Below are 24,837 nucleotides of genomic sequence, written 5' to 3' on the forward strand. Positions count from 1 at the left end.
CCGCGGGCACCAGCGCCGATCCCCGTGATCTCGTACATCCTCCGTCGGACGGTAGCGGCAGTGATCCTGCTGCTGGTCGTCTCCGCGGTCACCTTCGCCATCTTCTTCCTGCTGCCACGGCTCGCCGGCCAGTCCGCGGACCAGCTGGCGCAGCAGTACATCGGTAAGAGCCCGTCGAAGGCCGACATCGCCGCGGTCAAGCACAACCTCGGTCTGGACCAACCCCTGTACGTCCAGTACTGGCACTTCATCAAGGGGATCGTGGCCGGCGCCACCTATGACCTGGGCCCCACCACGGTGCACTGCAACGCGCCGTGCTTCGGGTACTCGTTCAAGACCCACGTCGCGGTGTGGCCCCAGCTGACCTCCCGCCTTCCGGTGACCATCTCGCTCGCAGCGGGTGCCGCCGTCCTGTGGCTGATCTCGGGCGTGGCGGTCGGTGTGATCTCCGCGCTGAAGCCGCGCTCGTTCTTCGACCGCGCCTTCATGGGTGTCGCGCTCGCGGGCGTCTCGCTGCCCATGTTCTTCACGGGCAACCTGGCGATCCTCCTCTTCACCTACCAGTGGCCGATCTTCGGCCGCACGTACGTCCCGTTCACCGAGAACCCGGCGCAGTGGGCCAACACCCTCTTCCCCGCCTGGTGTTCACTGGCGCTCCTGTACTCCGCCATCTACGCGCGGCTCACCCGCTCGGGCATGCTGGAGACGATGAACGAGGACTTCATCCGCACGGCCCGCGCCAAGGGCCTGCGCGAGCGCAACGTCGTGGTCCGGCACGGACTGCGCGCTGCCCTCACCCCGATCATCACCGTCTTCGGCATGGACCTCGGTCTGCTGCTCGGCGGTGCGCTGATCACCGAGACCGTGTTCTCCCTGCACGGTGTCGGCCAGTACGCGGTGCAGGCCATCGAGGACAACGACCTGCCCCCGATCCTGGGCGTGACCCTGCTCGCCGCCTTCTTCGTCGTGATCGCAAATCTTCTGGTGGACCTGCTCTACGCGGCCGCCGACCCGCGGGTGAGGCTCTCGTGACCGAACTCTCCAAGACCGGCGCCGCGGTGGGCGAGCCCGTCAACGCCCCCTCGGACGCGCCGAGCGCGTTCCTCGAAGTGCGTGACCTCAAGGTGCACTTCCCGACCGACGACGGCCTGGTCAAGTCCGTCGACGGGCTCAGCTTCGCGCTGGAGAAGGGCAAGACCCTCTCCATCGTGGGTGAGTCGGGCTCCGGCAAGTCCGTCACCTCGCTGGCCATCATGGGTCTGCACCGGCTCGGCGCGCGGGGCAAGAACGTCCAGATGTCCGGCGAGATCTGGCTGGACGGCAAGGAACTGGTCAACGCCGACCCGGACGAGGTGCGCAAGCTCCGCGGCCGCGAGATGGCGATGATCTTCCAGGACCCGCTCTCGGCGATGCACCCGTACTACACGGTCGGCAGCCAGATCGTCGAGGCGTACCGGGTCCACCACAAGGTCGACAAGAAGACGGCGCGCAAGCGTGCCGTCGAGATGCTCGACCGCGTGGGCATCCCCGAGCCCGGCAAGCGGGTCGACAGCTACCCGCACGAGTTCTCCGGCGGTATGCGCCAGCGCGCGATGATCGCGATGGCGCTGGTCAACAACCCCGAGCTGCTCATCGCGGACGAGCCGACGACCGCCCTGGACGTGACCGTCCAGGCGCAGATCCTCGACCTCATCCGTGATCTGCAGAAGGAGTTCGGTTCCGCGGTCGTCATCATCACCCACGACCTGGGTGTGGTCGCCGAGATCGCCGACGACGTCCTCGTGATGTACGGCGGCCGGTGCGTGGAGCGCGGTCCCGTCGACACGATCTTCGAGCGCCCGCAGCACCCCTACACCTGGGGTCTGCTCGGCTCGATGCCGCGTATCGACCGGGAGACGTCCGACCGGCTCATCCCGGTCAAGGGTCAGCCGCCGAGCCTCATCAACGTCCCCTCGGGCTGTGCCTTCCACCCGCGCTGCCCGTACGCGGACCTGCCCAAGGGTGACGTCACCCGCACCGTGCGCCCCGACCTCCAGCTGGTCGGCAGCGGTCACTACACCGCCTGCCACCTCTCGCAGGAGGACCGGACGCGGATCTGGACCGAAGAGATTGCGCCGAAGCTGTGAGCGAAACGAAGAAGACGGACGCCGCCGACGCGGTGATCCCGCAGCAGGCAACGGCCACCGAGGACCGCGCGAAGTCCGCGGAGGGCTCGGACGACCGTGAGGTCCTGCTCCGGGTCCGGGGGCTTCAGAAGCACTTCCCGATCCGCAAGGGAGTCCTCCAGCGCCAGGTCGCCGCGGTCAAGGCCGTCGACGGCATCGACTTCGAGGTCCGCAAGGGCGAGACCCTCGGCGTCGTCGGCGAGTCCGGCTGCGGCAAGTCGACCATGGGACGGGTCATCACCCGCCTCCAGGACCCGACCGGCGGCACCATCGAGTTCGAGGGCAAGGACATCACCCGGCTCAGCGCGGGAGGGATGCGCCCGCTGCGCCGGGACATCCAGATGATCTTCCAGGACCCGTACGGGTCGCTGAACCCCCGGCACACCATCGGCTCGATCGTCTCGGCGCCCTTCCGGCTCCAGGGCGTGGAGCCCGAGGGCGGGGTGAAGAAGGAGGTCCAGCGGCTCCTGGAGCTGGTGGGTCTGAGCCCCGAGCACTTCAACCGCTACCCGCACGAGTTCTCCGGCGGTCAGCGGCAGCGCATCGGCATCGCCCGCGCGCTCGCCCTGAAGCCGAAGCTGGTCGTCGCGGACGAGCCGGTGTCCGCGCTGGACGTGTCGATCCAGGCGCAGGTCGTCAACCTGATGGACGACCTCCAGTCGGAGCTCGGCCTCACGTACGTGATCATCGCGCACGACCTGTCCGTCGTCCGCCATGTCTCGGACCGCATCGCCGTGATGTACCTCGGCAAGATCGTCGAGCTCGCCGACCGCACCTCGCTGTACGAGGCGCCGATGCACCCGTACACCAAGGCCCTGATGTCGGCCGTGCCGGTGCCGGACCCCAAGCGCCGGGGCGCGAAGAGCGAGCGCATCCTGCTGCGCGGCGACGTTCCCTCGCCGATCTCCCCGCCGACCGGCTGCCGTTTCCACACCCGGTGCTGGAAGGCCACGGAGGTCTGCAGGACGACCGAGCCGCCGCTGCTGGAGCTGAGGCCCGGTCAGCGGGTCGCCTGCCACCACCCGGAGAACGCCGAGGACCAGGCGCCGCAGGACACGGTGCTGCTGTCGGTGGCGAAGGAGGCGGTGGAGCTGGTGGTTCCGGCCGCCGCCGAGACGCCGGCCGAGAGCGGCGAGGGTGCTGCCGAGGCGACGGCCGAGGCCGACGCGGAGGAGACCGCGGCTGTCGCGGACACCGCCGCCGAGGAGAAGGCTCCCGTCGAGGCTGAGGCTTCCGCCGACGCCGACGCCGACGCCGACGCCGAGACCGCGGAAGCGGAGGCTTCTGCCGAGGCGGAGACGGTGGCCGAGGCCGCCGGCGACGAGGCCGCGGAGGCTCCCGCCGACGCCGCCGAGTCCGAGTCCGAGGCCGAGTCCGAGGCCGGGGACGAGACCGAGGGCGAGTCCTCCGGTGAGGCCGAGTCCGAGTCCGCGTCCGGCTCCGGGTCGGAGGCCGACGCCGAGGCGAAGCCCGAGGCCGCGGAATCCGATCGTCAGGAGTCAACCGGCAAGTAGGCCATGACGACTTGGCAAAGTCATGAACACGCCTGAACGGGAGAGTGCAGAGTCTCGCGTGTCCGTTAGTTCGGAACACGTTCGAAAGGGACGCTCATGGCACTCTCCCGTTCGGCACGTTTAGGGGCCCTCGCCACCGCGGCGGCCTCCTTCCTCGTCATCGCCGCCTCCTCCGCCCCGACCCCGGGCGCCGACGGCATCGGTGACCCGTACTTCCCGCAACTGGGCAACGGCGGCTTCGACGCCCGCCACTACGACCTCGACGTGGCCTACAACCCGGACACCGACCGCCTCGACGGCCGGACGACCATCACCGCCCGCGCCACCCAGAGCCTGTCCGCCTTCGACCTGGACCTCCAGAAGCTGGATGTCACGAAGGTCGAGGTGAACGGCAGACGCGCCGACTTCACACGCGCGGGCGACGAGATCCACATCACCCCGCGCGGCACTCTGCCCAAGGGCAAGAACTTCACGGTGACCGTCACCTACGGAGGCGTCCCCGAAGCCCTCAACGGCCCCATCGTCTTCGGCTCCGACTACGGGTGGATGAAGACCACGGACGGCGTCTTCGTCGCCTGTGAACCCAACGCCGCCTCCACCTGGTTCCCGTCCAGCGACCATCCCTCCGACAAGGCGACGTACGACATCAGGATCAAGGCTCCCCAGGGCCTGACCGGGGTCTCGAACGGCCGTCTCGTCTCGACGTACGACAAGGGCGGCCAGACCGTCGCGCACTGGCGCGAGAGCCGGCCCATGGCCACCTATCTCGCGACCGCGACCATCGGCAAGTTCGACGTGAAGACCGGGAAGACGCCGGCCGGGACACCCGTCTACGTCGCCATCGACCCGGTGCTGGCCAACAGCAACAGCGTCGACGTGTACGGCGTCACGGCCGAGGCCACCGACTACTGGTCGCAGGTCTTCGGTCCCTACCCCTTCGAGGAGACCGGCGCCATCGTCGACGACATGCCGCAGGCCGGGTTCTCCCTGGAGGTCCAGTCCAAGCCCGCGTACTCCGCCGTGCGCTCCGAGTCGACCATCGTCCACGAGCTGGCCCACCAGTGGTTCGGCGACTCGGTCTCGGTGGAGCGCTGGAAGGACATCTGGCTCAACGAGGGATTCGCCACCTACGCCCAGTGGCTGTGGTCCGAGCACAAGGGCATCCGCTCGGCGCACGACTCGTTCCTCGCCGGATACAACGCGCGGCCGGCGGACTCCTCCTTCTGGCAGATCACGGTCGCCGACCCGCAGCGCGACACGATGTTCGCCTCGGCGGTCTACCAGCGTGGTGCGATGACGCTCCAGATGCTGCGCGAGCGCATCGGCGACCAGGCGTTCTTCAAGCTGCTGCCCGCCTGGACGAAGCTGCACCGCTACGGCAACGCGAACACCGCCGACTTCGTCCGGCTCGCCGAGAAGATCTCGGGACAGCAGCTCGACGATCTCTTCCAGACGTGGATCTACACGACGGGCAAGCCGGTGGTGTAGGCCGTATCACCTGTCGCGGGCCTTGCTTTGTAAGGTTCAGGCCCGTCGGCGGGTGAGAATGTTCGGGTGCTTCAGGAACTGTTCAGCCCCTCCGTCCAGCATGTGCTCGACCTCGTGGGGATCTTCGTCTTCGCGATCTCCGGCGCGCTGCTGGCCGTCCGCAAGAACTTCGACGTCTTCGGCATCGCCGTGCTCGCCGAGGTCACCGCGCTGGGCGGAGGGCTGTTCCGGGACCTGATGATCGGCGCCGTGCCGCCGGCCGCGTTCACCGACCTCGGCTACTTCAGCACCCCGCTGCTCGCCGCCCTGCTGGTCTTCTTCCTCCACCCCCATGTCGAGCGCATCCAGGTCGGCGTCAACGTCTTCGACGCGGCCGGTCTCGGCCTGTTCTGCGTCGCGGGCACCACGAAGGCGTACGAGTACGGGCTCGGTCTGCCGCAGTCCGCCGCGCTCGGCCTGGCCACCGCGGTCGGCGGCGGTGTGCTGCGCGACGTGCTGGCCAACGAGGTGCCCTCGCTGCTGCGCTGGGACCGCGATCTGTACGCGGTGCCCGCGATGGTCGGCGCCACGATGGTCGTGCTGTGCATCTACTACGACGTGCTGACCCCGTTCACCAGCGGCCTCGCGGTCGTCACGGCCTTCGTCCTGCGACTGCTGGCGATGCGGTACCACTGGCGGGCGCCGCGCGCGTGGAACCGTCGTTCGACGGTGACCGAGGAGGAGACCCCGTAGGACGGGCCGAGGGCGCCGGAGGTGACGATGTCACACGAGCGCACCATGGAAAGCTACCGCTTAGTAATTACCTGTTGTACTGTTCACGCATGGCAGAAGCAGCTTCGGTACAGGCCGTACGGGCCACGATCGGCGACAGCGAGTTCGACCGCGACACCGCGGTCACCCTGCGCGAACCCGGCGTCTACGACATCGACCTCTCCGCCGGATGGACGATCATCAACGCCGTCAACGGCGGCTACCTGCTCGCCGTCCTGGGGCGCGCGCTCGCGGACGCCCTGCCGCACGCCGACCCGTTCACCATCTCCGCGCACTACCTGACCGCGTCCCAGCCGGGGCCGGCGGTGGTCCGCACGGACGTCGTCCGCACCGGCCGGACCCTGTCGACCGGCCAGGCGTCCCTCTTCCAGTACGACGACGAGGGCCGCGAGGTCGAGCGCATCCGCGTGCTCGCCTCGTACGGCGACCTCGACGCCCTGCCCGACGACGTCCGTACGACCGCGCGACCGCCCGCGTTCCCGCCGATGGACCAGTGCTTCGGCCCGCAGGACGCCCCCGCACCGGTCCCCGGCAGCTCCGCGATCACCGACCGGCTGTTCCTGAAGCTCGATCCCTCGACCCTGGGCTGGGCGCTCGGCGCGCCGTCCGGGAAGGGCGAGATGCGAGCCTGGTTCGGCCTCTCCGACGGCCGCGACGCGGACCCGCTCTCGCTGCTCCTCGCGGTCGACGCACTGCCGCCGACGGCCTTCGAGATCGGTCTCTCCGGCTGGGTGCCGACGGTCGAGCTGACCGTGCACGTGCGCTCCCGTCCCGCGCCCGGCCCGCTGCGGGTCTCGATCACCACCCGCAACCTGGCCGGCGGCTTCCTGGAGGAGGACGCGGAGGTCTGGGACAGCGAGGACCGGCTGGTCGCACAGTCCCGGCAGCTCGCGCGGGTCAGGCTCGGCTGAGCGGCGTCCGCCCCAGCCAGGCCGCCAGCCGTTCGTAGGCGTCGGCCCCCTCGGGGGCCGGCACCGCCGAGCCGAACGGCAGCTCCGGGTCCTCCCGCTGTGCGTCGGGCAGCACCTGCCGGGCGACCGCGAACGCGAACTCGGCGAGCTCCGGGTCCAGTGCGAGCGGCCGGCCGAGCGCGTCGGAGAGGTCCCAGGTGTGCGTGACCGCCTCCATGACGTAGCCGGACAGCGCCTGCCGTCCGGGAGCCTCTCCCCACGGGACCCGGACCAGGGCGTCCAGCCGCGCGTCGTCCGCCCATGCCTTGTCGACCTCGGTCCTGGCCCCGTCGTACGTGGCGCTCCACGCGTCGTCCGGCACCCCGTCGACGAACGGCCGCACGGCCAGTCCGTCGCCGCCCGCCCCGATCACCGCGATACGACGGGTGCCGCCGACGATGTGCGACAGCAGCGTGCGCACGTCGAACTCCGCGCACGGGGTGGGGCCTGCGAGCTGCTCCGGCCGCACCGTCCCGACCAGGGCGGCGATCTGCTCGGCGGTGCGGGTGTACAGGGGGCGGGGATCGACGTTCATCGCTGACCTCTTCCGTGTCTCGGTGTGCCCCCAGCGTCGGCCCATAACCTGACAGTTTCCGTCAACATTTGCGAAGGGCTTCCGGCGGGCGCGATCCTGGGGCCCGTGAAGTCCGACCGCCTGCTCTCGATCCTCCTGCTGCTGCAGACCCGCGGCCGCGTCCCGGCGCACGAGCTCGCCGGCCGGCTGGAGGTGTCGGTCCGCACCATCTACCGCGATGTCGAGGCACTGTCGGCCTCCGGCGTCCCGGTCTACGCCGAGCGCGGCCGGCACGGCGGCATCGAGCTGCTCGCCGGATTCCGTACGGACGTCACGGGCCTGACCGCCGACGAGTCCCGCGCGCTGTTCATCCTCGCCGCGCAGGGCGCGCACGCCGCGCTCGGTCTGGACGCGGCGCTCGGCTCCGCGCTGCGCAAGGTGATGGCGGCGCTGCCCGCACCGCACCGGCCCGCCGCCGAGGTGACCAGCCGGCGCGTCCTGGTCGACGCGACCCGCTGGAAGGGCGGGCCCCAACCTGCCGTGGACCTGGACGTGTTGCAGGACGCCGTCTTCTCCGACCGGCGCCTGCGGCTGCGGTACCGGCACAGCGGGGACCCCGAGGCGCACACGTACACCGTCGACCCGTACGGACTCGTGTCCAAGGCCGGTGTCTGGTACCTGGTCGCCGACCGGCGCGCGAAGCCGCGATTGTTCCGTGCCGACCGGGTACGCGCGGCGACCGTACTGCCCGATCCGGTGCGCCGCCGGCCGGGAGTCGAACTCGCCGACGCCTGGGAGGTGTTGCGCCGTCAGGTGGAGGAGCGTCCGGGCGGTGTCGACGTCACGGTCCGGGTGCGGCGCTCCCGCCTCGATCTGTTCCTGCGCCTGAACGCGGCCACGCTCGCGGAGCTGCCCGAGGACGACGGGACGAGCGACTGGGTGGTGGCCCGGCTGTCCTGTGGCGCGGTCCGCGAGGCCCGCACCCTGCTGGCCTTCGGGGACGCGGTGGAGGTCCTCTCACCGCCCGAGGTCCGCGCGGAGCTCGCCGCGACGGCCGCCGCCGTCCGCGCGGTGTACGAGGGGGACTGAGGCCGGCGCGCGGGCCGCCCGTCCACAGCAAGACACAGCCCCGGCACAGCGCGGGCCTACCTGGATCTGGTGCTCTTGGCCCCCGCTCATCCGGTTCTCATCGACCGGTCCCCTTGACCTGCCTGGGAGTTGCCCTCATGAACCGTCGCGCACGACACGGTGCCCTCGTCCCCGCCGTCGCCCTGCTGGTGCTCTCACCGCTGCTGACTGCCTGCGGCTCGGGCGATTCCTCGTCGTCGTCCGACGGCGACTCCGGCGGGCAGAGCTGCCGGCGGCCGTCCGGCATGCCGAGCGGGGGTCCGTCCGGACGTCCCGGCGGCGCGCCGTCCGGAATGCCCACGCCGTCCGGGACGCCGTCGGCCATGCCCACCGGCAAGGCGCCGTCCGGAGCGCCCTCCGGGATGCCGAGTGGGATGCCCGGTGGTGGCGCGGGTGGCGGACAGGGTGGCTGCGGCGGCCCCGGAGGCGGTCAGGGACAGCGGGCGCAGGGCTGAGCCGGGCCGGCGTGACCTGGGCGGCCCGCTCCGGAGGGGTGGCGTGACCCGGGGAGCGCGAACGGCCGTCGTACGGCAGGGGCGGCGCACCCGGTGAACGGGTGCGCCGCCCGCCTGTGCGTCGCCCCCCGGACCGCGAGGGCGTCCCGCGTCCCGCCGGCCAGTGGTGGCATGACGCGTCACCTCAGCCAGTGCTGGCGTCTCGCGTCACCTCAGCCAGTAGTGGCGTCCCACGTCACCTCAGCCAGTGCCGGCGTCCCGCGTCACCTCAGCCAGTGGTGGCGGCCGATGCTGATCAGCCGCATCTGCCGGCTCGCCGTGCGGGCCACGCGCTCCCGCTCCGCCTCGGGCGCCTCCAGCGCCTCCAGGAAGGCCGACGCCGCCATCAGCATGTGGTCGACGTACAGGCCCGCGAGCATCAGCAGGTCCTCGTCGTTCCACCCCTTCGACTCGGGGTGTTCGGCCAGCGCGACCTTCACCTCCTCGGCGAACCGGGCCAGTTGCTCGCGGATCGCGTCCCGCACCGGCTGCACGCCGCCGTGCCGCTCCCGCGCGATGAAGCGGACGTGCGCCGGATACCTCTCGACATGACGGGCGATCAGGTCGACGGCCCGCGTGATGCGTTCGTCGCTGTCGCCGGCCGCGGAGACTGTGTCCTCGATCATCGGGTGCAGACTGCCCAGTGCCTCCTCGACGAGCGCCACCCCGAGGTCCGCCGTCGAGCGGAAGTGCCGGTAGAAGGCGGTCGGGGCGACGCCGACCGCGCGGGTGACCTCTCGCAGGCCCAGGCTGCTCAGACTCTGCTCCTCCAGGAGACCCAACGCCGCGTCGAGGAGCGCCTGTCGGGTCTTCTGCTTCTGGGCCTGGCGGATGCCGAGAGTGTGACTCATGCCATGCAGTTAACAACTGTTCTCCGTAATTGGAAAGCCGGGAGACGCGCTAGACTCAAGAGTCAGTGAACAACTGTTACTACAACCGTTCACTGAGTCGTCAAGTCCCGGAAACATTCGGGCCTCACCGTCGAGGTCCCGTGCCTCCGGGACGGGACTTCGAGACTTCCACGAGAGGCATCTCATGTTGTTCCTCGTCGCCGCCCTCCTGCTGCTGGGTGTCGTCATGGGTTCCGTGGCCCACGCGCCGCTGCCCGTCACCCTCGTCGCCGCCGCCGTCATCGGCGTCTGGCTGGCCGTCTTCGCGGTCCGCGAGCGCCACGCCCGGCGCCGCCACACCTCCGCCAACTGACCGTCGGTGCCCCACCACCCGCGCCGACCGACCGTTGGTGACCACCTCGACCAACCGATCGTTGGGAGCTGAACCACCTCATGGAACTCACCGCTCAGGCCACCCGCAGCAGCGCCGCCCGGGACGCCGACGGCATGGCCGTCGCCTCCTTCATCCTCGGCCTCCTCGGCCTGCTGGTCCTCAACGTCTTCCTGGGCCCGATCGCCATCGCCCTGGCCTCCGTCGCCCTGTGGCGCAGCACGGCCCGCCGCGGACGCGCCTTCCTCGGCCTCGGTCTCGGCGTCGCCGACCTGCTCGTCCTCGTGGCGTTCATGCAGTTCGACTCGACGGTGTCCTGGAACTTCTAGGCCCCGTCGACCCCCGGCTGCCGGCCCGCCCGGCGGCCACCCCGGTGGGGGCCGAGCCGCGTACGGCGGGCCCGTAGAATCGGGCCCACCATGGCTTACCTCGACCACGCCGCGACCACCCCGATGCTCCCCGAGGCGGTAGAGGCACTGACCGCCCAGCTGAGCGTCACGGGCAACGCCTCCTCCCTCCACGCCGCCGGCCGCCGCGCCAGGCGCACGGTCGAGGAAGCCCGCGAGACCCTGGCGGAGTCCCTCGGCGCCCGCCCCAGCGAGGTGGTCTTCACCTCCGGCGGCACCGAGGCCGACAACCTCGCCGTGAAGGGTCTGTACTGGGCCCGCAGAGACGCCGACCCGGCCCGCACCCGGGTCCTGGCGAGCCCCGTCGAGCACCACGCCGTCCTCGACGCCGTGCACTGGCTCGGCGAGCACGAGGGCGCCACCGTCGAGTACCTGCCCGTCGACTCCCACGGTCGCGTCCATCCGCAGGCGCTGCGCGAGGCGCTCGCCCGCAATCCCGACGACGTCGCGCTCGCCACCGTCATGTGGGCGAACAACGAGATCGGCACCGTGATGCCGGTGCGTGAACTGGCCGACGTCGCCGCCGAGTTCGGCGTCCCGCTGCACGCCGACGCCGTCCAGGCCTTCGGTCAGGTCCCCGTCGACTTCGGCACCTCCGGGCTCGCCGCCATGACCGTCTCCGGCCACAAGATCGGCGGACCGTACGGCATCGGCGCGCTGCTCCTCGGCCGTGAGTACAGCCCCGTGCCGGTGCTGCACGGCGGTGGCCAGGAACGGCACGTCCGCTCCGGCACCCTCGACGTGCCCGCGATCGCGTCCTTCGCCGTCGCCGGACGGCTGGCGGCCGAGCAGCGCGAGTGGTTCGCCCGGGAGATCGGAGCCCTGCGCGACCGACTGGTCGAGGTGGTGCGCAAGGCGGTGCCCGACGCGATCCTCGGCGGCGACCCCGCGGCCGGCGGACGCCTGCCGGCCAACGCGCACTTCACCTTCCCCGGCTGCGAGGGCGACTCGCTCCTGCTGCTGCTGGACGCACAGGGCATCGAGTGCTCCACGGGTTCCGCCTGCACCGCGGGCGTCGCCCAGCCCAGCCACGTCCTCCTCGCCACCGGAACCGACCCCGACCTCGCCCGGGGCACCCTGCGCTTCTCCCTCGGCCACACCTCCACCGAGGCGGACGTCGAGGCGGTGTCGAAGGCGATCGGTCCGGCGGTGGAACGCGCGCGCACGGCGGGTCTCATTTAGGGGGGAAGCCCCCTGGCCCGGCCACGACCGGTCCTGGCCCCGGTCGGGACCGGCCCGGGCGGCGACCCGCCCCGGCCGCGCGGACCGGCGCGGGGTCAGGCCTTGGCCGTACGGGCCTGCCGGACGAGCCGTATGTACCGGTCCCAGTCCCAGTGCGGCCCGGGATCGGTGTGGTCCGTGCCCGGCACCTCCACGTGCCCGATGATGTGCTTCCGGTCGACGGGGATGTCGTAGCGCCCGCATATCCCGGCCGTGAGCCGCGCGGAGGCGGCGTACATCGCGTCGGTGAACGAGGAGGCGCGCTCGACGAAGCCCTCGTGCTCGATGCCGACGCTCCGTTCGTTGTACTCGCGGTTGCCCGCGTGGAACGCCACGTCCAGCTCGCGGATCATCTGGGTGATGTGCCCGTCCCTGCGGACGACATAGTGCGCCGCCGCGCCGTGCCCCGGGTCCTGGAAGACCTTCACCGCGCTCCGGAAACTGCCCTGGGTGACATGGATGACGACCCGGTCTATCGCGTAGTCGGCGGGCCGGTCCGCGCGGCGCCAGTTCGCCGGGGACGCCGCCACCCACTGGGCGCCCCGGAAGTCCACCGCCCCCGCCACCCGCGGTTTGTCCACGCCGGGCAGCCGCCACCACAGGTGCCCGAGCTCCTCCCGGGCCAGCGCCGCCGTGCCCAGGGCGGCCGCCGCACCGCCGACGAGCAGCGCCCGGCGCCCGACGCGACGGTCCGCGTCCCCTGCCCCGCGGCCCCGTGGCTTCGCCTTTTTCTCCCCCATGCGATCTTCAACGCATATGCGGGGGCTCCGGTTCCCGCGGCCCCGTACCCTGGAGGGGTTATGACTGACACCTCGCAGCGCCCCCTCCGCGTACTCGCCGCCATGTCGGGCGGTGTGGACTCCGCCGTCGCCGCCGCCCGCGCGGCGGAAGCCGGCCACGACGTGACCGGCGTGCACCTCGCCCTGTCGGCGAACCCCCAGTCGTTCCGCACGGGCGCGCGTGGCTGTTGCACGATCGAGGACTCGCGCGACGCCCGCCGCGCGGCCGACGTCATCGGCATCCCGTTCTACGTGTGGGACCTCGCCGAGCGCTTCCGCGAGGACGTCGTCGAGGACTTCATCGCCGAGTACGAGGCCGGGCGCACCCCGAACCCGTGCCTGCGCTGCAACGAGAAGATCAAGTTCGCCGCGCTGCTCGACAAGGCGCTCGCCCTCGGCTTCGACGCGGTCTGCACCGGCCACTACGCCAAGGTGCTCGTGAACGAGGACGGAACGCGCGAGCTGCACCGCGCCTCCGACATGGCCAAGGACCAGTCGTACGTCCTCGGTGTCCTCGACGACCGCCAGCTCGCCCACGCGCTGTTCCCGCTCGGCGACACGGTCACCACGAAGGACGAGATCCGCGCGGAGGCGGAGCGCCGCGGCCTCGCCGTCGCCAAGAAGCCCGACTCGCACGACATCTGCTTCATCGCCGACGGCGACACCCAGGGCTTCCTGGCGGACCGGCTCGGCCGGGCCGAGGGCGACATCGTCGACGAGGCCGGTGCGAAGCTGGGCACCCACGAGGGCGCGTACGGCTTCACCATCGGCCAGCGCAAGGGACTGCGCATCGGCACCCCCGCTTCCGACGGCAAGCCGCGCTACGTGCTGGACATCTCGCCGGTGAACAACACGGTGACGGTCGGCCCGGCCGCCTCCCTCGACGTGAGCGCCCTGACGGCGATCAAGCCGCGCTGGTGCGGCGCCGCCCCGGCCGGCCCGGGCACGTACACGGCGCAGCTGCGCGCGCACGGCGGCGAGACCGAGGTGACGGCGGAACTCGTGGACGGCGAACTGCGCGTCGCTTTCACCGAGCCGGTCCGCGGCGTCGCCCCCGGCCAGGCGGTCGTCCTGTACGACGGCACGCGCGTGGTGGGGTCGGCGACGATCGCGACGACCACGCGCGCGACGGCCTCGGTCTAGGGGGCCGCCGGGCGCGGCACCCCGGCCTGGCCGAGCGGCCCGGCCGGCGGCGGCCCGGCCGGTGCTCGCCCGCCGGGAGCCGGTAGCGCCCTGCCAGACCGGACCCGCGGAGTGCTGATCCCCGCCGCCGCGGAGTGCGGGTCCCCCCCGGCCGCGCTGCCTCAGCCGGCCTCGGCCGCGCCGCCGAAGAAGTCCGCCAGCACCGGGGCGAGGACCTGCGGGTCCACCATGTGGGTCTGGCCGTCCAGCACCCGGTACGTCCCGTCCGGCGCCGCGTCCGCGACGGTCCGCGCCGCCTCGCGCATCCATTCGGGGCTCGCGCCGCCCGCCACGGACAGCAGCGGGACGCCGATCGCGCCCAGCCGCTCCGTGGGCACCGGGCCGTCGCCCAGTGCGGCGTCGTCGTACGCCAGGGTGGGGGCGATGGCCTCCATGTCCGGCCACGCGGGGGAGCGGCGGGTGCCCGCGATCATCTCCGGGGGCATGCCGGTGAGCGACAGGAACAGCTCCACGGCGTCGCCGCGCCGGTCCTCGGCGAGCAGCCCGGTCAGCCGCTCGGTGTACTCCCGCCGCTCCGCACGCGCCTCGTCGTGGACGGCGAACGGTGTTTCGTAGACGGCGACTTCGGTGAGGGGCAGCCCGCTCGCGGCCGCCTCCAGGGCGAGCGCGCCGCCCGAGGAGACGCCGAAGAGCGCGGCGCTGCCGCCGCACGCCTCGATCAGCGCCGCGATGTCCTCGACCTCGCGGGCGACCGCGAACGGCGCGGTGTCGCCGCTGGCGCCGCGCCCGCGGCGGTCGTAGACGACCGCTCCGAAGCGGTCCGACAGGGCCGCGGCGAGCGGCGCCAGCGTGGCGCCCGTGCACATGGCTCCGGCGACCAGGATGATCGCCGGGCCGTCACCGAGACGTTCGTAGGCGATGGGGGTCCCGTCGCGCGAGACGGTCTTCTTGTCCATACCCGTAGAGACTGCCGGGCGGACCGGAACTCATCGGGTCACGACACCTCCACCTCGTAGAAGCAGAGGTGATCCTTGATCTGTGCCACGTCGGGCTTCGGCTCGGGGTAGGACCAGACGAGGTCCGTCGCGTCCGGCAGCGACCAGTAGGACGCCGTGCCCTTGAACGGGCAGTGGGTGTGCGTTTCGGAAGGGGTCAGCAGGTCGAGGCGCACGTCCTCGGCCGGGATGTAGTACCGCGCGGGACAGCCGGTCTCGCGCAGCACGAGGGAGCGGTCGCTCTCCGCCAGGACCTGGTCACCGCGCACCACGCGCACGTGCCGGTCGTTCTGCTCGATGGTGATCGTGTGTCCTTCAGCCATACTCGGGGAAGCGCTCGCGGAGCCCGTGTTCTTCCCGCGTACGGTGAACCCATGAACATCTGCGTCTTCCTCTCCGCCGCCGACCTCGACGACCGCTACACCCGACCCGCCCGCGAGTTCGCCGAACTCCTCGGAAAGGGCGGCCACACGCTGGTGTGGGGCGGCTCCGACGTCGGTCTGATGAAGGTCGTCGCCGACGGCGTGCAGGAGGCGGGCGGACGGCTGCTGGGCGTCTCGGTGGACTTCCTGGCCGCCAAGGCCCGGGTGGGCGCGGACGAGATGGTCGTCGCCCGTGACCTCGCCGAGCGCAAGGCGCTGCTCCTGGAGAAGGCCGACGCGGTGGTGATCATGGTCGGCGGCACGGGGACCCTCGACGAGGCCACCGAGATCCTGGAGCTGAAGAAGCACGGCAAGACGGACAAGCCGGTGGTCCTGCTGAACACCGCGGGTTTCTACGACGGTCTCAAGGAGCAGTTCCGGCGGATGGACGCCGAGGGCTTCCTGCCCCGCCCGCTGACCGAGCTGGTGTTCTTCGCGGAGGAGCCGGTCGGCGCGCTGGCGTACCTGGAGGAGAGCCGGGGCGTCCGGTGACCATCGGGTGATGCGAGCATGGCGGTCATGGCTACACATGTGATCACCGGGGCGGGCTCCGGCATCGGCGCGGCCGTCGCCCGCCGCCTCCACGCGCGCGGGGACGAACTCGTGCTGCACGCGCGCGACGCCGGCCGCGCGAAGGAACTCGCGGCCGAGTTCCCCGGGGCCCGGACCCTGGTCGGCGACCTGGCGGACCCGGACAAGCTCTCCTGGGCGTTCTCGCACCAGACCCTGCCGGACCGCGTCGACTCGCTCCTGCACATCGCGGGCGTGGTCGACCTGGGCCCGGTGGGCGAACTCACCCCGAAGTCCTGGCGCCACCAGCTGAACGTCAATCTGATCGCCCCCGCCGAACTGACCCGGCACTTCCTGCCGCAACTCCGCGTCGCCCAGGGCCACGTGGTGTTCGTCAACTCCGGCGCCGGCCTCAACGCGCACGCCGACTGGTCCGCGTACGCCGCGTCCAAGCACGGTCTGAAGGCCCTGGCGGACTCCCTGCGCCACGAGGAGCACGCGAACGGCGTCCGGGTCACCTCCGTGTACCCCGGCCGCACGGCGAGCCCCATGCAGGCCAAGGTCCACCAGCAGGAGGGCAAGGAGTACGACGCCGCGAGGTGGATCGACCCCGAGTCCGTCGCGACCACGATCCTGATGGCCCTCGACCTGCCGAAGGACGCGGAGGTCAACGACCTGACGGTGCGTCCGGGACGCTGACGTTCCGCGCCCACGGTCCTCGGTGCCGGCACCTTCGTCGGCCTCGCCCCGGGAGCGTTACGTACGCTTCCGGGGTGAGTGAAAACAGCGAGTTCAGGTTCGGCGGCGCCACCGGGGTCGGGTCCATGCCGGGCGGTGACGCGCGGGAGGCCGCGAAGACCGTCACCGGCTCCTTCGAGGACTTCCCGTTCCTTCCGGAGCTGCCCGCCCGGGGGCCCGGCGCGGACATGATCGGGCGGACCGCGGGGATGCTGGTCGAGCTGTACGCGCGCGTGGAGCCCAGCGGCTGGCGGATCGGGGACCGGCCCGGACGGGACACCAAGCGGGCCAGGTCCTGGCTCGGCGAGGACCTCGACGCCCTGGAGGAGTTCACCCAGGGATACGAGGGACCGCTCAAGGTGCAGGCCGTCGGCCCCTGGACCCTCGCCGCCGCCCTGGAGCTGAGGAACGGCGAGGCGGCGCTCTCCGACGCCGGCGCGTGCCGTGACCTCGCCGGGTCGCTCGCCGAGGGCCTGCGGCTCCATCTCGACGAGGTCCGGCGGCGCGTCCCCGGCGCCCGGCTCGTCCTCCAGCTCGACGAGCCGTCACTCGTCGCCGTGTTGCGCGGGCAGGTCAGGACGGCCAGCGGCTACCGCACCCACCGTGCCGTGGACCGGCAGGTCGTCGAGGCCACGCTCCGGGACGTCGTCGGGGTTCACGGCGACGGGCCCGTCGTAGTCCACTCGTGCGCACCGGACGTGCCCTTCGCCCTGCTGCGCCGGGCGGGCGCGGCGGCCGTCTCCTTCGACTTCTCGCTCCTCACCGAGCGTGACGACGAGGCGATCGGCGAGGCGGTGGAAGGGGGCACGCGGCTCTTCGCCGGTGTCGTGCCGAGCGTGGATGCCCCGTTGTCGGACCCTGCCGGTAGCGTCATGGGTGTCAGGACGCTGTGGCGCAGGCTGGGGCTGCGACCGGGGCTTCTCGCGGAATCGGTCACGGTCACTCCGACGTGCGGGCTCGCGGGGGCTTCCCCCGACTTCGCGCGCAAGGCGCTCGCCCACTGCGTCCGGGCGGCGAGATCCCTCGCGGACAACCCTGAGTAACGGGAGGACATACGGTGGCCGGCGAAAAGCACGCAGAGACCGCCTCGGCTTCGGATTCGGTGCCCGCCGAGGCACGGGAGAAGCACGCGCTGCTCGCTGAGCAGATCGAGGAGCACCGCTTCCGGTACTACGTGAAGGACGCTCCGGTCGTCAGCGACGCGGAGTTCGACACACTGCTGCGCTCCCTGGAGGCGCTGGAGGAGGAGTACCCCGAGCTGCGCACCCCGGACTCGCCGACCCAGAAGGTCGCCGGGGCGTACGCGACGGAGTTCACCTCCGTCGAGCACCGCCAGCGCATGCTCTCGCTCGACAACGCCTTCTCCGACCTGGAGCTCGCCGCCTGGGCGGAGCGCGTCGCCAAGGACGTGGGCACCTCCGTCCACCACTTCCTGTGCGAGCTGAAGGTCGACGGCCTCGCGGTGAACCTCACGTACGAGCGCGGCCGGCTCACCCGCGCGGCGACCCGCGGCGACGGCCGCACCGGTGAGGACATCACCCCCAATGTGCGGACGATCACGGAGATTCCGGACCGGCTGCACGGTGACCGCGTCCCCGACCTCGTGGAGATCCGCGGCGAGGTCTACTTCCCGATGGAGAAGTTCGAGGAGCTGAACGCCCGTCTGGTGGCGGCCGGCGACAAGCCCTTCGCCAACCCCCGCAACGCGGCGGCGGGTTCGCTGCGCCAGAAGGACCCGCGCGTCACCGCGACCCGCCCGCTGCACATGGTGGTCCACGGCATCGGCGCGCTGGAGGGCTTCGAGGGGCTCACCCGGCTGTCCGAGGCGTACACACTGCTCCACGAGTGGGGCCTGCCGACCACGCGGTACGCGAAGGTGGTCGACGACCTCGACGGCGTACGGGAGTTCATCGCGTACTACGGAGAGAACCGCCACTCCGTGGAGCACGAGATCGACGGCGTGGTCGTCAAGCTCGACGAGATCCCCCTCCAGGGGCGGCTGGGCTCCACCTCGCGTGCGCCGCGCTGGGCGATCGCCTGGAAGTACGCGCCCGAGGAGGTCAACACCAAGCTGGTCAACATCCGCGTCGGCGTCGGGCGCACCGGCCGCGTCACGCCGTACGCACAGGTCGAGCCGGTCACCGTCGCCGGCTCCGAGGTCGAGTTCGCCACCCTGCACAACCAGGACGTGGTGAAGGCCAAGGGCGTCCTCATCGGGGACACGGTGGTGCTGCGCAAGGCGGGCGACGTCATCCCGGAGATCCTCGGCCCGGTCGTCGACCTGCGCGACGGCAGCGAGCGGGAGTTCGTGATGCCCGCCGAGTGCCCCGAGTGCGGCACGCCGCTGCGGCCCATGAAGGAGGGCGACGTCGACCTGCGCTGCCCGAACGCCCGCAGCTGCCCGGCCCAGTTGCGCGAGCGGCTCTTCTATCTCGCGGGCCGCAAGGCCCTGGACATCGAGCACTTCGGGTACGTCGCCGCGGCGGCCCTGACCAAGCCGCTGGAGCCGTCGGACCCGCCGCTGGCCGACGAGGGCGACCTCTTCGCCCTCACCGTCGAGCAGCTGCTGCCCATCAAGGCGTACGTCCTCGACCAGGACAGCGGTCTGCCCAAGCGCGATCCGAAGACGGGCGAGGAGAAGATCGCCACGGTCTTCGCCAACCAGCAGGGGGAGCCGAAGAAGAACGCGCTGGCGATGCTGGACAACATCGCGGCCGCCAAGGAGCGTCCCCTCGCCCGCGTACTGACCGGTCTGTCGATCCGTCATGTCGGGCCGGTGGCGGCCGAGGCGCTGGCGCGCGAGTTCCGTTCCATCGACCGGATCGAGCAGGCGACCGAGGAGGAGCTCGCCACCACCGAGGGCGTCGGGCCGATCATCGCGGCCTCCCTCAAGGAGTGGTTCGCCGAGGACTGGCACCGCGAGATCCTCCGCAAGTGGCGGGCCGCCGGGGTCCGGACGGAGGAGGAGGGCTCCGGCGAGGACGAGGGGCCGCGCCCGCTCGAAGGGCTCACCGTCGTCGTCACCGGCACGCTCGAACACCACACGCGGGACGGCGCCAAGGAGGCACTGCAGAGCAGGGGAGCGAAAGTGACCGGTTCTGTCTCCAAGAAGACGTCATTCGTCGTGGTGGGTGACAATCCTGGTTCGAAGTACGACAAGGCGATGCAGCTGAAGGTTCCTGTTCTGAACGAGGAGGGCTTCGCCGTCCTTCTGGAACAAGGACCCGAGGCCGCGGCGGAAGTTGCGCTTCCGATCGAGGAGTAGCGGTTGAAGACCACCCGTTCGGCGCATATCAGATGCATACGGGTGGCCGGGTCGCATTCGGGCAACCGTCGACGACCGCTGCCCGTGGAAGCCTTCCGCGGCCTACTGTTGAGGTGTGCACCTGCCGTGCCCAGCTGCGGTCGGGGCATCCCCTGCTCATCACGAGTGCCGGGGAAGGCTTTCAGACGCACCGTTGGCAGTCGTGGCCGGCAACGGACCGCGTGGCGTGGGCACCGCCGGCTGTGAGAGGGACGGGAATGGAACCGACCGAGAGCGCCGCCCCCGATTCACGGCTGCGCCTGCGCCGGATGACCGGCGCGTGGATGGCCGGACTCCGGACGGGGCGGACCGAGGAGCGTGCCGGGCAGCGCGACTCCGGACCCCTCATGGCACCCGCCGCACCCGGCGTCGGCCCGCTCGACGCGGGGCGCGGCGACGGCCTGCCCGGTCACGACTCCGAACACGATTCCGAACCGCACATATCGTGGCCCGCGCTGCCCGCGGCGGTCGTCGCGGCGGCGGGCTTCGTCCTCGGAGCCGGTTTCTACCGGGCGTTCAGCGGCAACCACGCGCTCTTCCCGTGCGGCACCGTCGGCTGGGCGCTCGCCCTGCTCACCGGCATCATCGTCGGCCACCTGGTCGCCCTCGGCCGGGCCCGGTGGTGGGGCGGCACCGGCTCCGGCGCCGCGCTCACCCTCGCGGTCCTGCTGCTGTACGGCTGGGTACCCGCCGGAATGGTCAGCCTGACCGTCGTGGTCCTGGTAGGCGCCGCACGGCGCAACCGCTGGCGGCAGGGCGTCCTGCACGGCGCGGTCGACATCCTCGGCATCGGGGCGGGCGCCCTGGTCCTCGCCGTGTTCGGACGGTTCCCGACCGTCGAGACGCCCTGGGACCCGAGGACCTGGACGCTCTACGCGGCACCCGAGGTCGTGCTCGTCGCGGCCGCCTACCTCGCCGTCACCCGGGCCCTGCTCTGGTACCTGCACGCGCCGCGCACCGGCGGTCTGCCCACCGTCGCGCGCACCGCCCTGGTCAGACAGGGGCTCGTCGCCGTCGCGCTCCTCGGGATCGCGCCGCTGGTCTGCGTGGTCGCCGTCGCGCTGCCGATCCTGCTGCCCCTCTTCGCGATCCCGCTGATCGCCCTCGACTCCACGCTGTGGATCGCCCGCGCCCGGGCGGAGGAGCAACTGCGCGACCCGCTGACGGGGCTGCCCAACCGTCAGTGGCTGCTGGAGCGGACCTGGACGGCCCTGGACGACGCCGAGCGCATCGGTGCGCGTTCCGCCCTGATGCTGATCGACCTCGACCGTTTCCGGTCGGTGAACGACACGTTGGGGCATCTCGCGGGGGACCGGCTGCTCCTCCAGATAGCGGACCGGCTGCGGCTGGCGCTGCCGCGCGGGGCGGCGGCCGCGCGGCTCGGCGGCGACGAGTTCGCCGTGTTGCTGCCGGTCGCCGACTCCACGACGTCGGCCACCCGGGTCGCGCGCAACCTGGTCGCCGCGCTCGGCTCCCCGCTCGACCTCGACGGCCTCACCCTCGTGCTGGAGGCCAGTGCCGGTCTCGCCGTCTTCCCCGACCACGCGCTCGACGCGGAGGGGCTGCTGCGGCGGGCGGACGTCGCCATGTACCAGGCGAAGCGGGACCGTACGGGCGTCGAGGTGTACGAGTCCAAGCGCGACTCCAACACCCCTGACCGGCTCGGCCTGCTCGGCGACCTGCGCCGGGCCCTCGACGCCGGCGACGTCGAACTGCACTACCAGCCCAAGGTCCGTTTCAACGGCCAGGTCGCCGGACTCGAGGCACTGGTCCGCTGGGTGCACCCGGAGCGGGGGAAGGTTCCGCCGGACGAGTTCATCGCCATCGCCGAGTCCTCCGGACTGATGCCCCATCTCACCGAGTACGTACTGGAGACGGCGCTCGGACAGGTCGCGCGATGGCGGGCGCAGGGCCTGCACGTGCCGGTCGCGGTGAACGTCTCGCCGCGCGATGTGCACACCCCCGGCTTCGCCGGCGCGGTCGCCGCCCGGCTCGCCCGGCACGGGGTCCCGGCGGGGGCGCTCCAGCTGGAGATAACCGAGCACGTGCTCCTGGAGGACCCGCAGCGCGCCGCCGACACCCTCGCGGGGCTGACCGGCCACGGCGTGAAGATGTCGCTGGACGACTTCGGCACCGGGTACTCCTCGCTCGTGCACCTCAGGCGCCTGCCGGTGAGTGAACTGAAGATCGACCGGTCCTTCGTGGCCCGGCTCGCGGTGGACGCCGAGGACGCGGAGATCGTGCGCTGCACGGTCGACCTGGCGCACTCGCTGGGCCTCCTGGTCGTCGCCGAGGGCGTGGAGGACGACGAGACCTGGGAGCGCCTGCGCGACCTCGGCTGTGACGCCGTACAGGGCTGGCTGGTCGCGGCCGCCATGCCCGCCGACGAGGCCACGGCCTGGTTGCGGGCCCGCGGCAGCCGTGGCTGGCAGCGCCCGAAGGCGGCCCTGCCGGCGTCCGCCGCGGACGACCCGGGCCGGATCGTGTAGCCCAGCCCTCACCGACCCGTCCGGCCGAGCGGAGCCGGGCCGCGCAGCCCCGTCGACGGCGCCCACGGCAGCCACCTGAGCGGCCCCGGCCGGAGACGGCTCCGGCAGCTCCGCCGATGTCGCCCGCAACAGTCACCTGGGCCGACCCGGCCGGAGACAGCTCCGGCAGCTCCGCCGACGGCGCCCACGACAGCCGCCTGAGCCGCCCCGGCCGAAGGCAGCTCCGGCAGCTCCACCGACGGCGCCCCCGGCCACCTGAGCGGCCCCGGGCCGACCCTTGGCAGGGCGGCCGTTCCCGCGGTGACGGCGGTCGGTCCCGGTGACCTCGGCCGGCCCGGTCGGGCAGCTCCGCCGATGTCGCCCGCGGTGACCTCAGCCGTCTTGGGCCGCCTCGGGCTGCCCCGGGCCGGTCGCCCCGTCCCCGTCGACCGCGGCGGGGGCGATCCCGGTGGCAGTCCCGACGGCCTCGGCCGGAGTTGCTCGGGGCAGCTCCGCCGACGGCGCCCGCGGCCACCTGGGCGGTCTCCGGCAGCCGCCGGGCGACTGGTCCTGCGCGGGTGCGAACCAGGGGCGGTGACCTCGGCCGGTCCAGGCCGGGACGTGGGGCCGTCGGGGACCGGCCCAGGTCAGTCCGACGCGGTGAAGTGGGCGGTCAGCAGGGCCAGTCGGCGGTCATGGGCGTCCTCCGGGAGGCGACCGCTGCGCATCAGCGTGGTCAGACCGTGCAGCCCGGCCCAGTACGTCTCCGTGAGCAGGCCGGGATCCTCCCCGCCGGCCGCGACGGGCTCGACGGCCCGGAGCAGCTCGCCGAACGCCGCGTGCAGCGCCGAGGGGGCCTCCGGCGTGGCGAACGGCAGGTCCACGGTGTGCGTGAACATCGCGTCGTACAGTGCGGGCCGCCGCCGCGCGAACGCCGTGTACGCCTCGCCCACCGCCGCGAGGGCCGCCCGTGTCCCCCGGGCCGCCGTGCGCGCCTTCCGCAGCTCCTCCGCCATCTCGGCGAAGCCCTCCACCGCGACCGCCGCCATGATGGCGTCCTTGCCCTTGAAGTGGCTGTAGAGGACGGGCTGGCTGTACTCGATCTCGGCGGCCAGCCGTCGCGTGGTGACCGCCTCCCAGCCCTCGGCCTCCGCCAGTTCCCGTGCGGCCGTGACGATCAGCCGCTCTCGTTCCGCCCGCTCGCGCTCCCGGCGCGTCTGAATCGACATGACCAGAATTCTAGCACCGCTAGCGTTCATGTCGATGCTCTGCTAGCTTCGCTCTTGTCACTAGCACTGCTAGCAAGGAGATCCGGCATGACCGTCACCGCGTACACGCTCGCCGTCGTCCTCGACCTGCTCGTGCTGTTCATCGGGGCCCGGTTCCTGTTCCAGCCGCAGGCCGCCGCCGCCGGCTACGGCGTCCCCGCCAAGCCCGACGGAGACGCGGCCTACCTCACGATCAAGGGCCTGAGGGACGCCGCCCTCGGCGTCATGGGCCTGGCCCTGCTGGCCTTCGCCGGTGCCCGGGCGGAGGCGTGGTTCATGCTCATGGTCGCGATCGTCCCGCTCGGTGACACGCTGATAGTGCTGCGCCACGGCGGCACCAAGGCCGTCGCGTTCGGCATCCACTTCGCCACCGCCGCCGTCGTGCTCGTCAGCGCCGGTCTGCTCTTCGCCGTCTGATCGCCTCACCCGACATCCACAGGGAGCCCGACATGTCGCTGATCGTTCCGACGTTCGACTCGACCGTGATCGTCCGCGAGGCGGAGGCCGAAGTGGTGGGCCGGGCGCCCACCACCGTGCGGCTGCTGGCCGACAGCAGCGCCACGGGCGGGGCGCTGTCCACCCAGCGCGTCACCCTCACGAGCGGCGCCGACGGCGCCCACCCCCACTGGCACGCCAAGTCCGCGGAGATGTTCTTCGTCCTCGACGGCCGCGCCGAACTCCTGTCGGGCGAGGAGGTCGTCACCGCCGAACGCGGCGACCTGGTCGTCGTCCCGCCGGGCGTACCGCACGCCTTCGCCGCCGCGCCCGGAGCCGACGCCGACCTCCTCGTCGTCATCACCCCGGGCGTGGAGCGCTTCGAGTACTTCCGTCACCTGCGGCGGGTCGCCCTCGGAGAGGCCGCGCCGGAGAGCCTGCTGGACGTGCAGGAGCTCTACGACAACCACTTCCTGCACAGCCGGGCGTGGGACGGCCGCCGCTGAAGGGGCCCGGCAGGGGAAACCGTTTCACGGGCACCGGGCCCGGCACCCTAGGATTGGCCCCAAACCACACACACTCACCCCAGAGGAACGCTGCATGCCTGGCATCACGCGCGAGGAGGTCGCCCACCTCGCCCGGCTGGCGCGTCTGGAGCTGAAGCCCGAAGAGCTCGATCACTTCGCGGGACAGCTGGACGACATCATCGGCGCGGTCGCCCGCGTCAGTGAGGTCGCCGACCAAGACGTACCGCCGACCTCTCATCCGCTGCCGCTGACGAACGTCATGCGCGTGGACGAGGTCCGTCCGTCGCTCACCCCCGAGCAGGCGCTGTCCGGCGCCCCGGCCCAGGAGCAGCAGCGTTTCAAGGTGCCGCAGATCCTGGGGGAGGACTAATCACC

25 protein-coding genes are annotated in these 24,837 nt (G+C 71.9%); 19 read left to right on the forward strand and 6 right to left on the reverse strand.

Annotation, left to right across the window (positions count from 1 at the left end; genetic code table 11):
* The first annotated feature begins 24 nt into the window (after positions 1–24).
* From ACSYGO_RS31820 to ACSYGO_RS31845, 6 genes are all read left to right on the forward strand, one after another.
* Entirely contained in the window at positions 25–1,032 is a 1,008-nt protein-coding gene (locus tag ACSYGO_RS31820; protein ID WP_345656998.1) for an ABC transporter permease, read from the forward strand.
* Entirely contained in the window at positions 1,029–2,126 is a 1,098-nt protein-coding gene (locus ACSYGO_RS31825; protein ID WP_426677879.1) for an ABC transporter ATP-binding protein, read from the forward strand. The genes ACSYGO_RS31820 and ACSYGO_RS31825 overlap by 4 nt, the downstream gene beginning before the upstream one ends.
* Positions 2,123–3,679 carry an ABC transporter ATP-binding protein gene (locus ACSYGO_RS31830; protein ID WP_460388545.1) on the forward strand — a complete coding sequence of 519 codons (1,557 nt, stop codon included), beginning with the start codon at positions 2,123–2,125 and terminating at the stop codon, positions 3,677–3,679. The genes ACSYGO_RS31825 and ACSYGO_RS31830 overlap by 4 nt, the downstream gene beginning before the upstream one ends.
* Positions 3,680–3,775: 96 nt before the next feature.
* A complete protein-coding gene (locus ACSYGO_RS31835; protein ID WP_460388546.1) occupies positions 3,776–5,167 on the forward strand; it encodes a M1 family metallopeptidase in 1,392 nt (463 codons plus the stop codon).
* 66 nt (positions 5,168–5,233) lie between these two features.
* Positions 5,234–5,899 (forward strand): trimeric intracellular cation channel family protein, encoded by a 666-nt coding sequence (locus ACSYGO_RS31840; protein ID WP_028805301.1) that lies wholly within the window; start codon positions 5,234–5,236, stop codon positions 5,897–5,899.
* 89 nt (positions 5,900–5,988) lie between these two features.
* Positions 5,989–6,849 carry a thioesterase family protein gene (locus tag ACSYGO_RS31845; protein ID WP_432172502.1) on the forward strand — a complete coding sequence of 287 codons (861 nt, stop codon included), beginning with the start codon at positions 5,989–5,991 and terminating at the stop codon, positions 6,847–6,849.
* Here the strand turns inward: ACSYGO_RS31845 and ACSYGO_RS31850 are convergent.
* A complete protein-coding gene (locus ACSYGO_RS31850) occupies positions 6,836–7,423 on the reverse strand; it encodes a TIGR03086 family metal-binding protein (protein WP_426677883.1) in 588 nt (195 codons plus the stop codon). The two genes, ACSYGO_RS31845 and ACSYGO_RS31850, sit on opposite strands and share 14 nt — an antisense overlap.
* Before the next feature lie 105 nt (positions 7,424–7,528).
* On the opposite strand from ACSYGO_RS31850, the gene ACSYGO_RS31855 reads away from it, so the two are divergent.
* Positions 7,529–8,491 (forward strand): helix-turn-helix transcriptional regulator, encoded by a 963-nt coding sequence (locus ACSYGO_RS31855; protein ID WP_435220678.1) that lies wholly within the window; start codon positions 7,529–7,531, stop codon positions 8,489–8,491.
* A gap of 757 nt (positions 8,492–9,248) precedes the next feature.
* Here the strand turns inward: ACSYGO_RS31855 and ACSYGO_RS31860 are convergent.
* Positions 9,249–9,875: a TetR family transcriptional regulator gene (locus ACSYGO_RS31860; protein ID WP_426677885.1), complete on the reverse strand. Its 627-nt coding sequence runs from the start codon at positions 9,873–9,875 to the stop codon at positions 9,249–9,251.
* Positions 9,876–10,059: 184 nt separating this feature from the next.
* On the opposite strand from ACSYGO_RS31860, the gene ACSYGO_RS31865 reads away from it, so the two are divergent.
* From ACSYGO_RS31865 to ACSYGO_RS31875, 3 genes are all read left to right on the forward strand, one after another.
* On the forward strand, positions 10,060–10,227 hold the full coding sequence (locus ACSYGO_RS31865; RefSeq protein WP_095936801.1) for a hypothetical protein: 168 nt from the start codon (positions 10,060–10,062) through the stop codon (positions 10,225–10,227).
* 80 nt (positions 10,228–10,307) lie between these two features.
* Positions 10,308–10,574, forward strand: coding sequence for a DUF4190 domain-containing protein (locus tag ACSYGO_RS31870; RefSeq protein WP_460388550.1), 267 nt, complete (start codon positions 10,308–10,310; stop codon positions 10,572–10,574).
* Between the two features lie 90 nt (positions 10,575–10,664).
* Positions 10,665–11,834: a cysteine desulfurase family protein gene (locus ACSYGO_RS31875; RefSeq protein WP_426677887.1), complete on the forward strand. Its 1,170-nt coding sequence runs from the start codon at positions 10,665–10,667 to the stop codon at positions 11,832–11,834.
* A 95-nt stretch (positions 11,835–11,929) separates the two neighbouring features.
* Here the strand turns inward: ACSYGO_RS31875 and ACSYGO_RS31880 are convergent, their stop codons facing one another.
* Complete coding sequence (locus tag ACSYGO_RS31880) at positions 11,930–12,613, reverse strand: N-acetylmuramoyl-L-alanine amidase (protein WP_426677888.1); 684 nt, start codon at positions 12,611–12,613, stop codon at positions 11,930–11,932.
* 60 nt (positions 12,614–12,673) lie between these two features.
* On the opposite strand from ACSYGO_RS31880, the gene mnmA reads away from it, so the two are divergent.
* Positions 12,674–13,795, forward strand: coding sequence for a tRNA 2-thiouridine(34) synthase MnmA (gene mnmA / locus ACSYGO_RS31885; protein ID WP_426677889.1), 1,122 nt, complete (start codon positions 12,674–12,676; stop codon positions 13,793–13,795).
* Positions 13,796–13,956: 161 nt separating this feature from the next.
* Here the strand turns inward: mnmA and ACSYGO_RS31890 are convergent, their stop codons facing one another.
* Complete coding sequence (locus ACSYGO_RS31890) at positions 13,957–14,751, reverse strand: alpha/beta fold hydrolase (protein WP_426677890.1); 795 nt, start codon at positions 14,749–14,751, stop codon at positions 13,957–13,959.
* A 38-nt stretch (positions 14,752–14,789) separates the two neighbouring features.
* A complete protein-coding gene (locus ACSYGO_RS31895; protein WP_435220673.1) occupies positions 14,790–15,113 on the reverse strand; it encodes a DUF427 domain-containing protein in 324 nt (107 codons plus the stop codon).
* Between the two features lie 51 nt (positions 15,114–15,164).
* Here ACSYGO_RS31895 and ACSYGO_RS31900 point away from each other — a divergent pair, with 51 nt between their 5' ends.
* The 5 genes from ACSYGO_RS31900 (at position 15,165) to ACSYGO_RS31920 (ending at position 22,253) form a co-directional block, all read left to right on the forward strand.
* Positions 15,165–15,704, forward strand: coding sequence for an LOG family protein (locus ACSYGO_RS31900; protein WP_426677892.1), 540 nt, complete (start codon positions 15,165–15,167; stop codon positions 15,702–15,704).
* Between the two features lie 18 nt (positions 15,705–15,722).
* Complete coding sequence (locus tag ACSYGO_RS31905; RefSeq protein WP_426677893.1) at positions 15,723–16,421, forward strand: SDR family oxidoreductase; 699 nt, start codon at positions 15,723–15,725, stop codon at positions 16,419–16,421.
* 74 nt (positions 16,422–16,495) lie between these two features.
* Entirely contained in the window at positions 16,496–17,503 is a 1,008-nt protein-coding gene (locus tag ACSYGO_RS31910; RefSeq protein WP_432172494.1) for a methionine synthase, read from the forward strand.
* Positions 17,504–17,517: 14 nt separating this feature from the next.
* Positions 17,518–19,725 (forward strand): NAD-dependent DNA ligase LigA, encoded by a 2,208-nt coding sequence (gene ligA / locus ACSYGO_RS31915; RefSeq protein ID WP_460388554.1) that lies wholly within the window; start codon positions 17,518–17,520, stop codon positions 19,723–19,725.
* A 257-nt stretch (positions 19,726–19,982) separates the two neighbouring features.
* On the forward strand, positions 19,983–22,253 hold the full coding sequence (locus tag ACSYGO_RS31920) for a putative bifunctional diguanylate cyclase/phosphodiesterase (protein ID WP_432172493.1): 2,271 nt from the start codon (positions 19,983–19,985) through the stop codon (positions 22,251–22,253).
* A gap of 626 nt (positions 22,254–22,879) precedes the next feature.
* Here the strand turns inward: ACSYGO_RS31920 and ACSYGO_RS31925 are convergent.
* Complete coding sequence (locus ACSYGO_RS31925; protein WP_426677897.1) at positions 22,880–23,461, reverse strand: TetR/AcrR family transcriptional regulator; 582 nt, start codon at positions 23,459–23,461, stop codon at positions 22,880–22,882.
* Positions 23,462–23,548: 87 nt separating this feature from the next.
* Between ACSYGO_RS31925 and ACSYGO_RS31930 the strand changes: the two genes are divergently transcribed.
* From ACSYGO_RS31930 to gatC, 3 genes are all read left to right on the forward strand, one after another.
* Positions 23,549–23,917 (forward strand): DUF4267 domain-containing protein, encoded by a 369-nt coding sequence (locus ACSYGO_RS31930; protein WP_426677898.1) that lies wholly within the window; start codon positions 23,549–23,551, stop codon positions 23,915–23,917.
* 32 nt (positions 23,918–23,949) lie between these two features.
* Positions 23,950–24,441: a cupin domain-containing protein gene (locus tag ACSYGO_RS31935; protein WP_095936814.1), complete on the forward strand. Its 492-nt coding sequence runs from the start codon at positions 23,950–23,952 to the stop codon at positions 24,439–24,441.
* Between the two features lie 94 nt (positions 24,442–24,535).
* Positions 24,536–24,832 carry an Asp-tRNA(Asn)/Glu-tRNA(Gln) amidotransferase subunit GatC gene (gene gatC, locus ACSYGO_RS31940; protein WP_095936815.1) on the forward strand — a complete coding sequence of 99 codons (297 nt, stop codon included), beginning with the start codon at positions 24,536–24,538 and terminating at the stop codon, positions 24,830–24,832.
* Positions 24,833–24,837 lie beyond the last annotated feature (5 nt).

The sequence above is a fragment of the Streptomyces krungchingensis genome, from assembly GCF_054729265.1.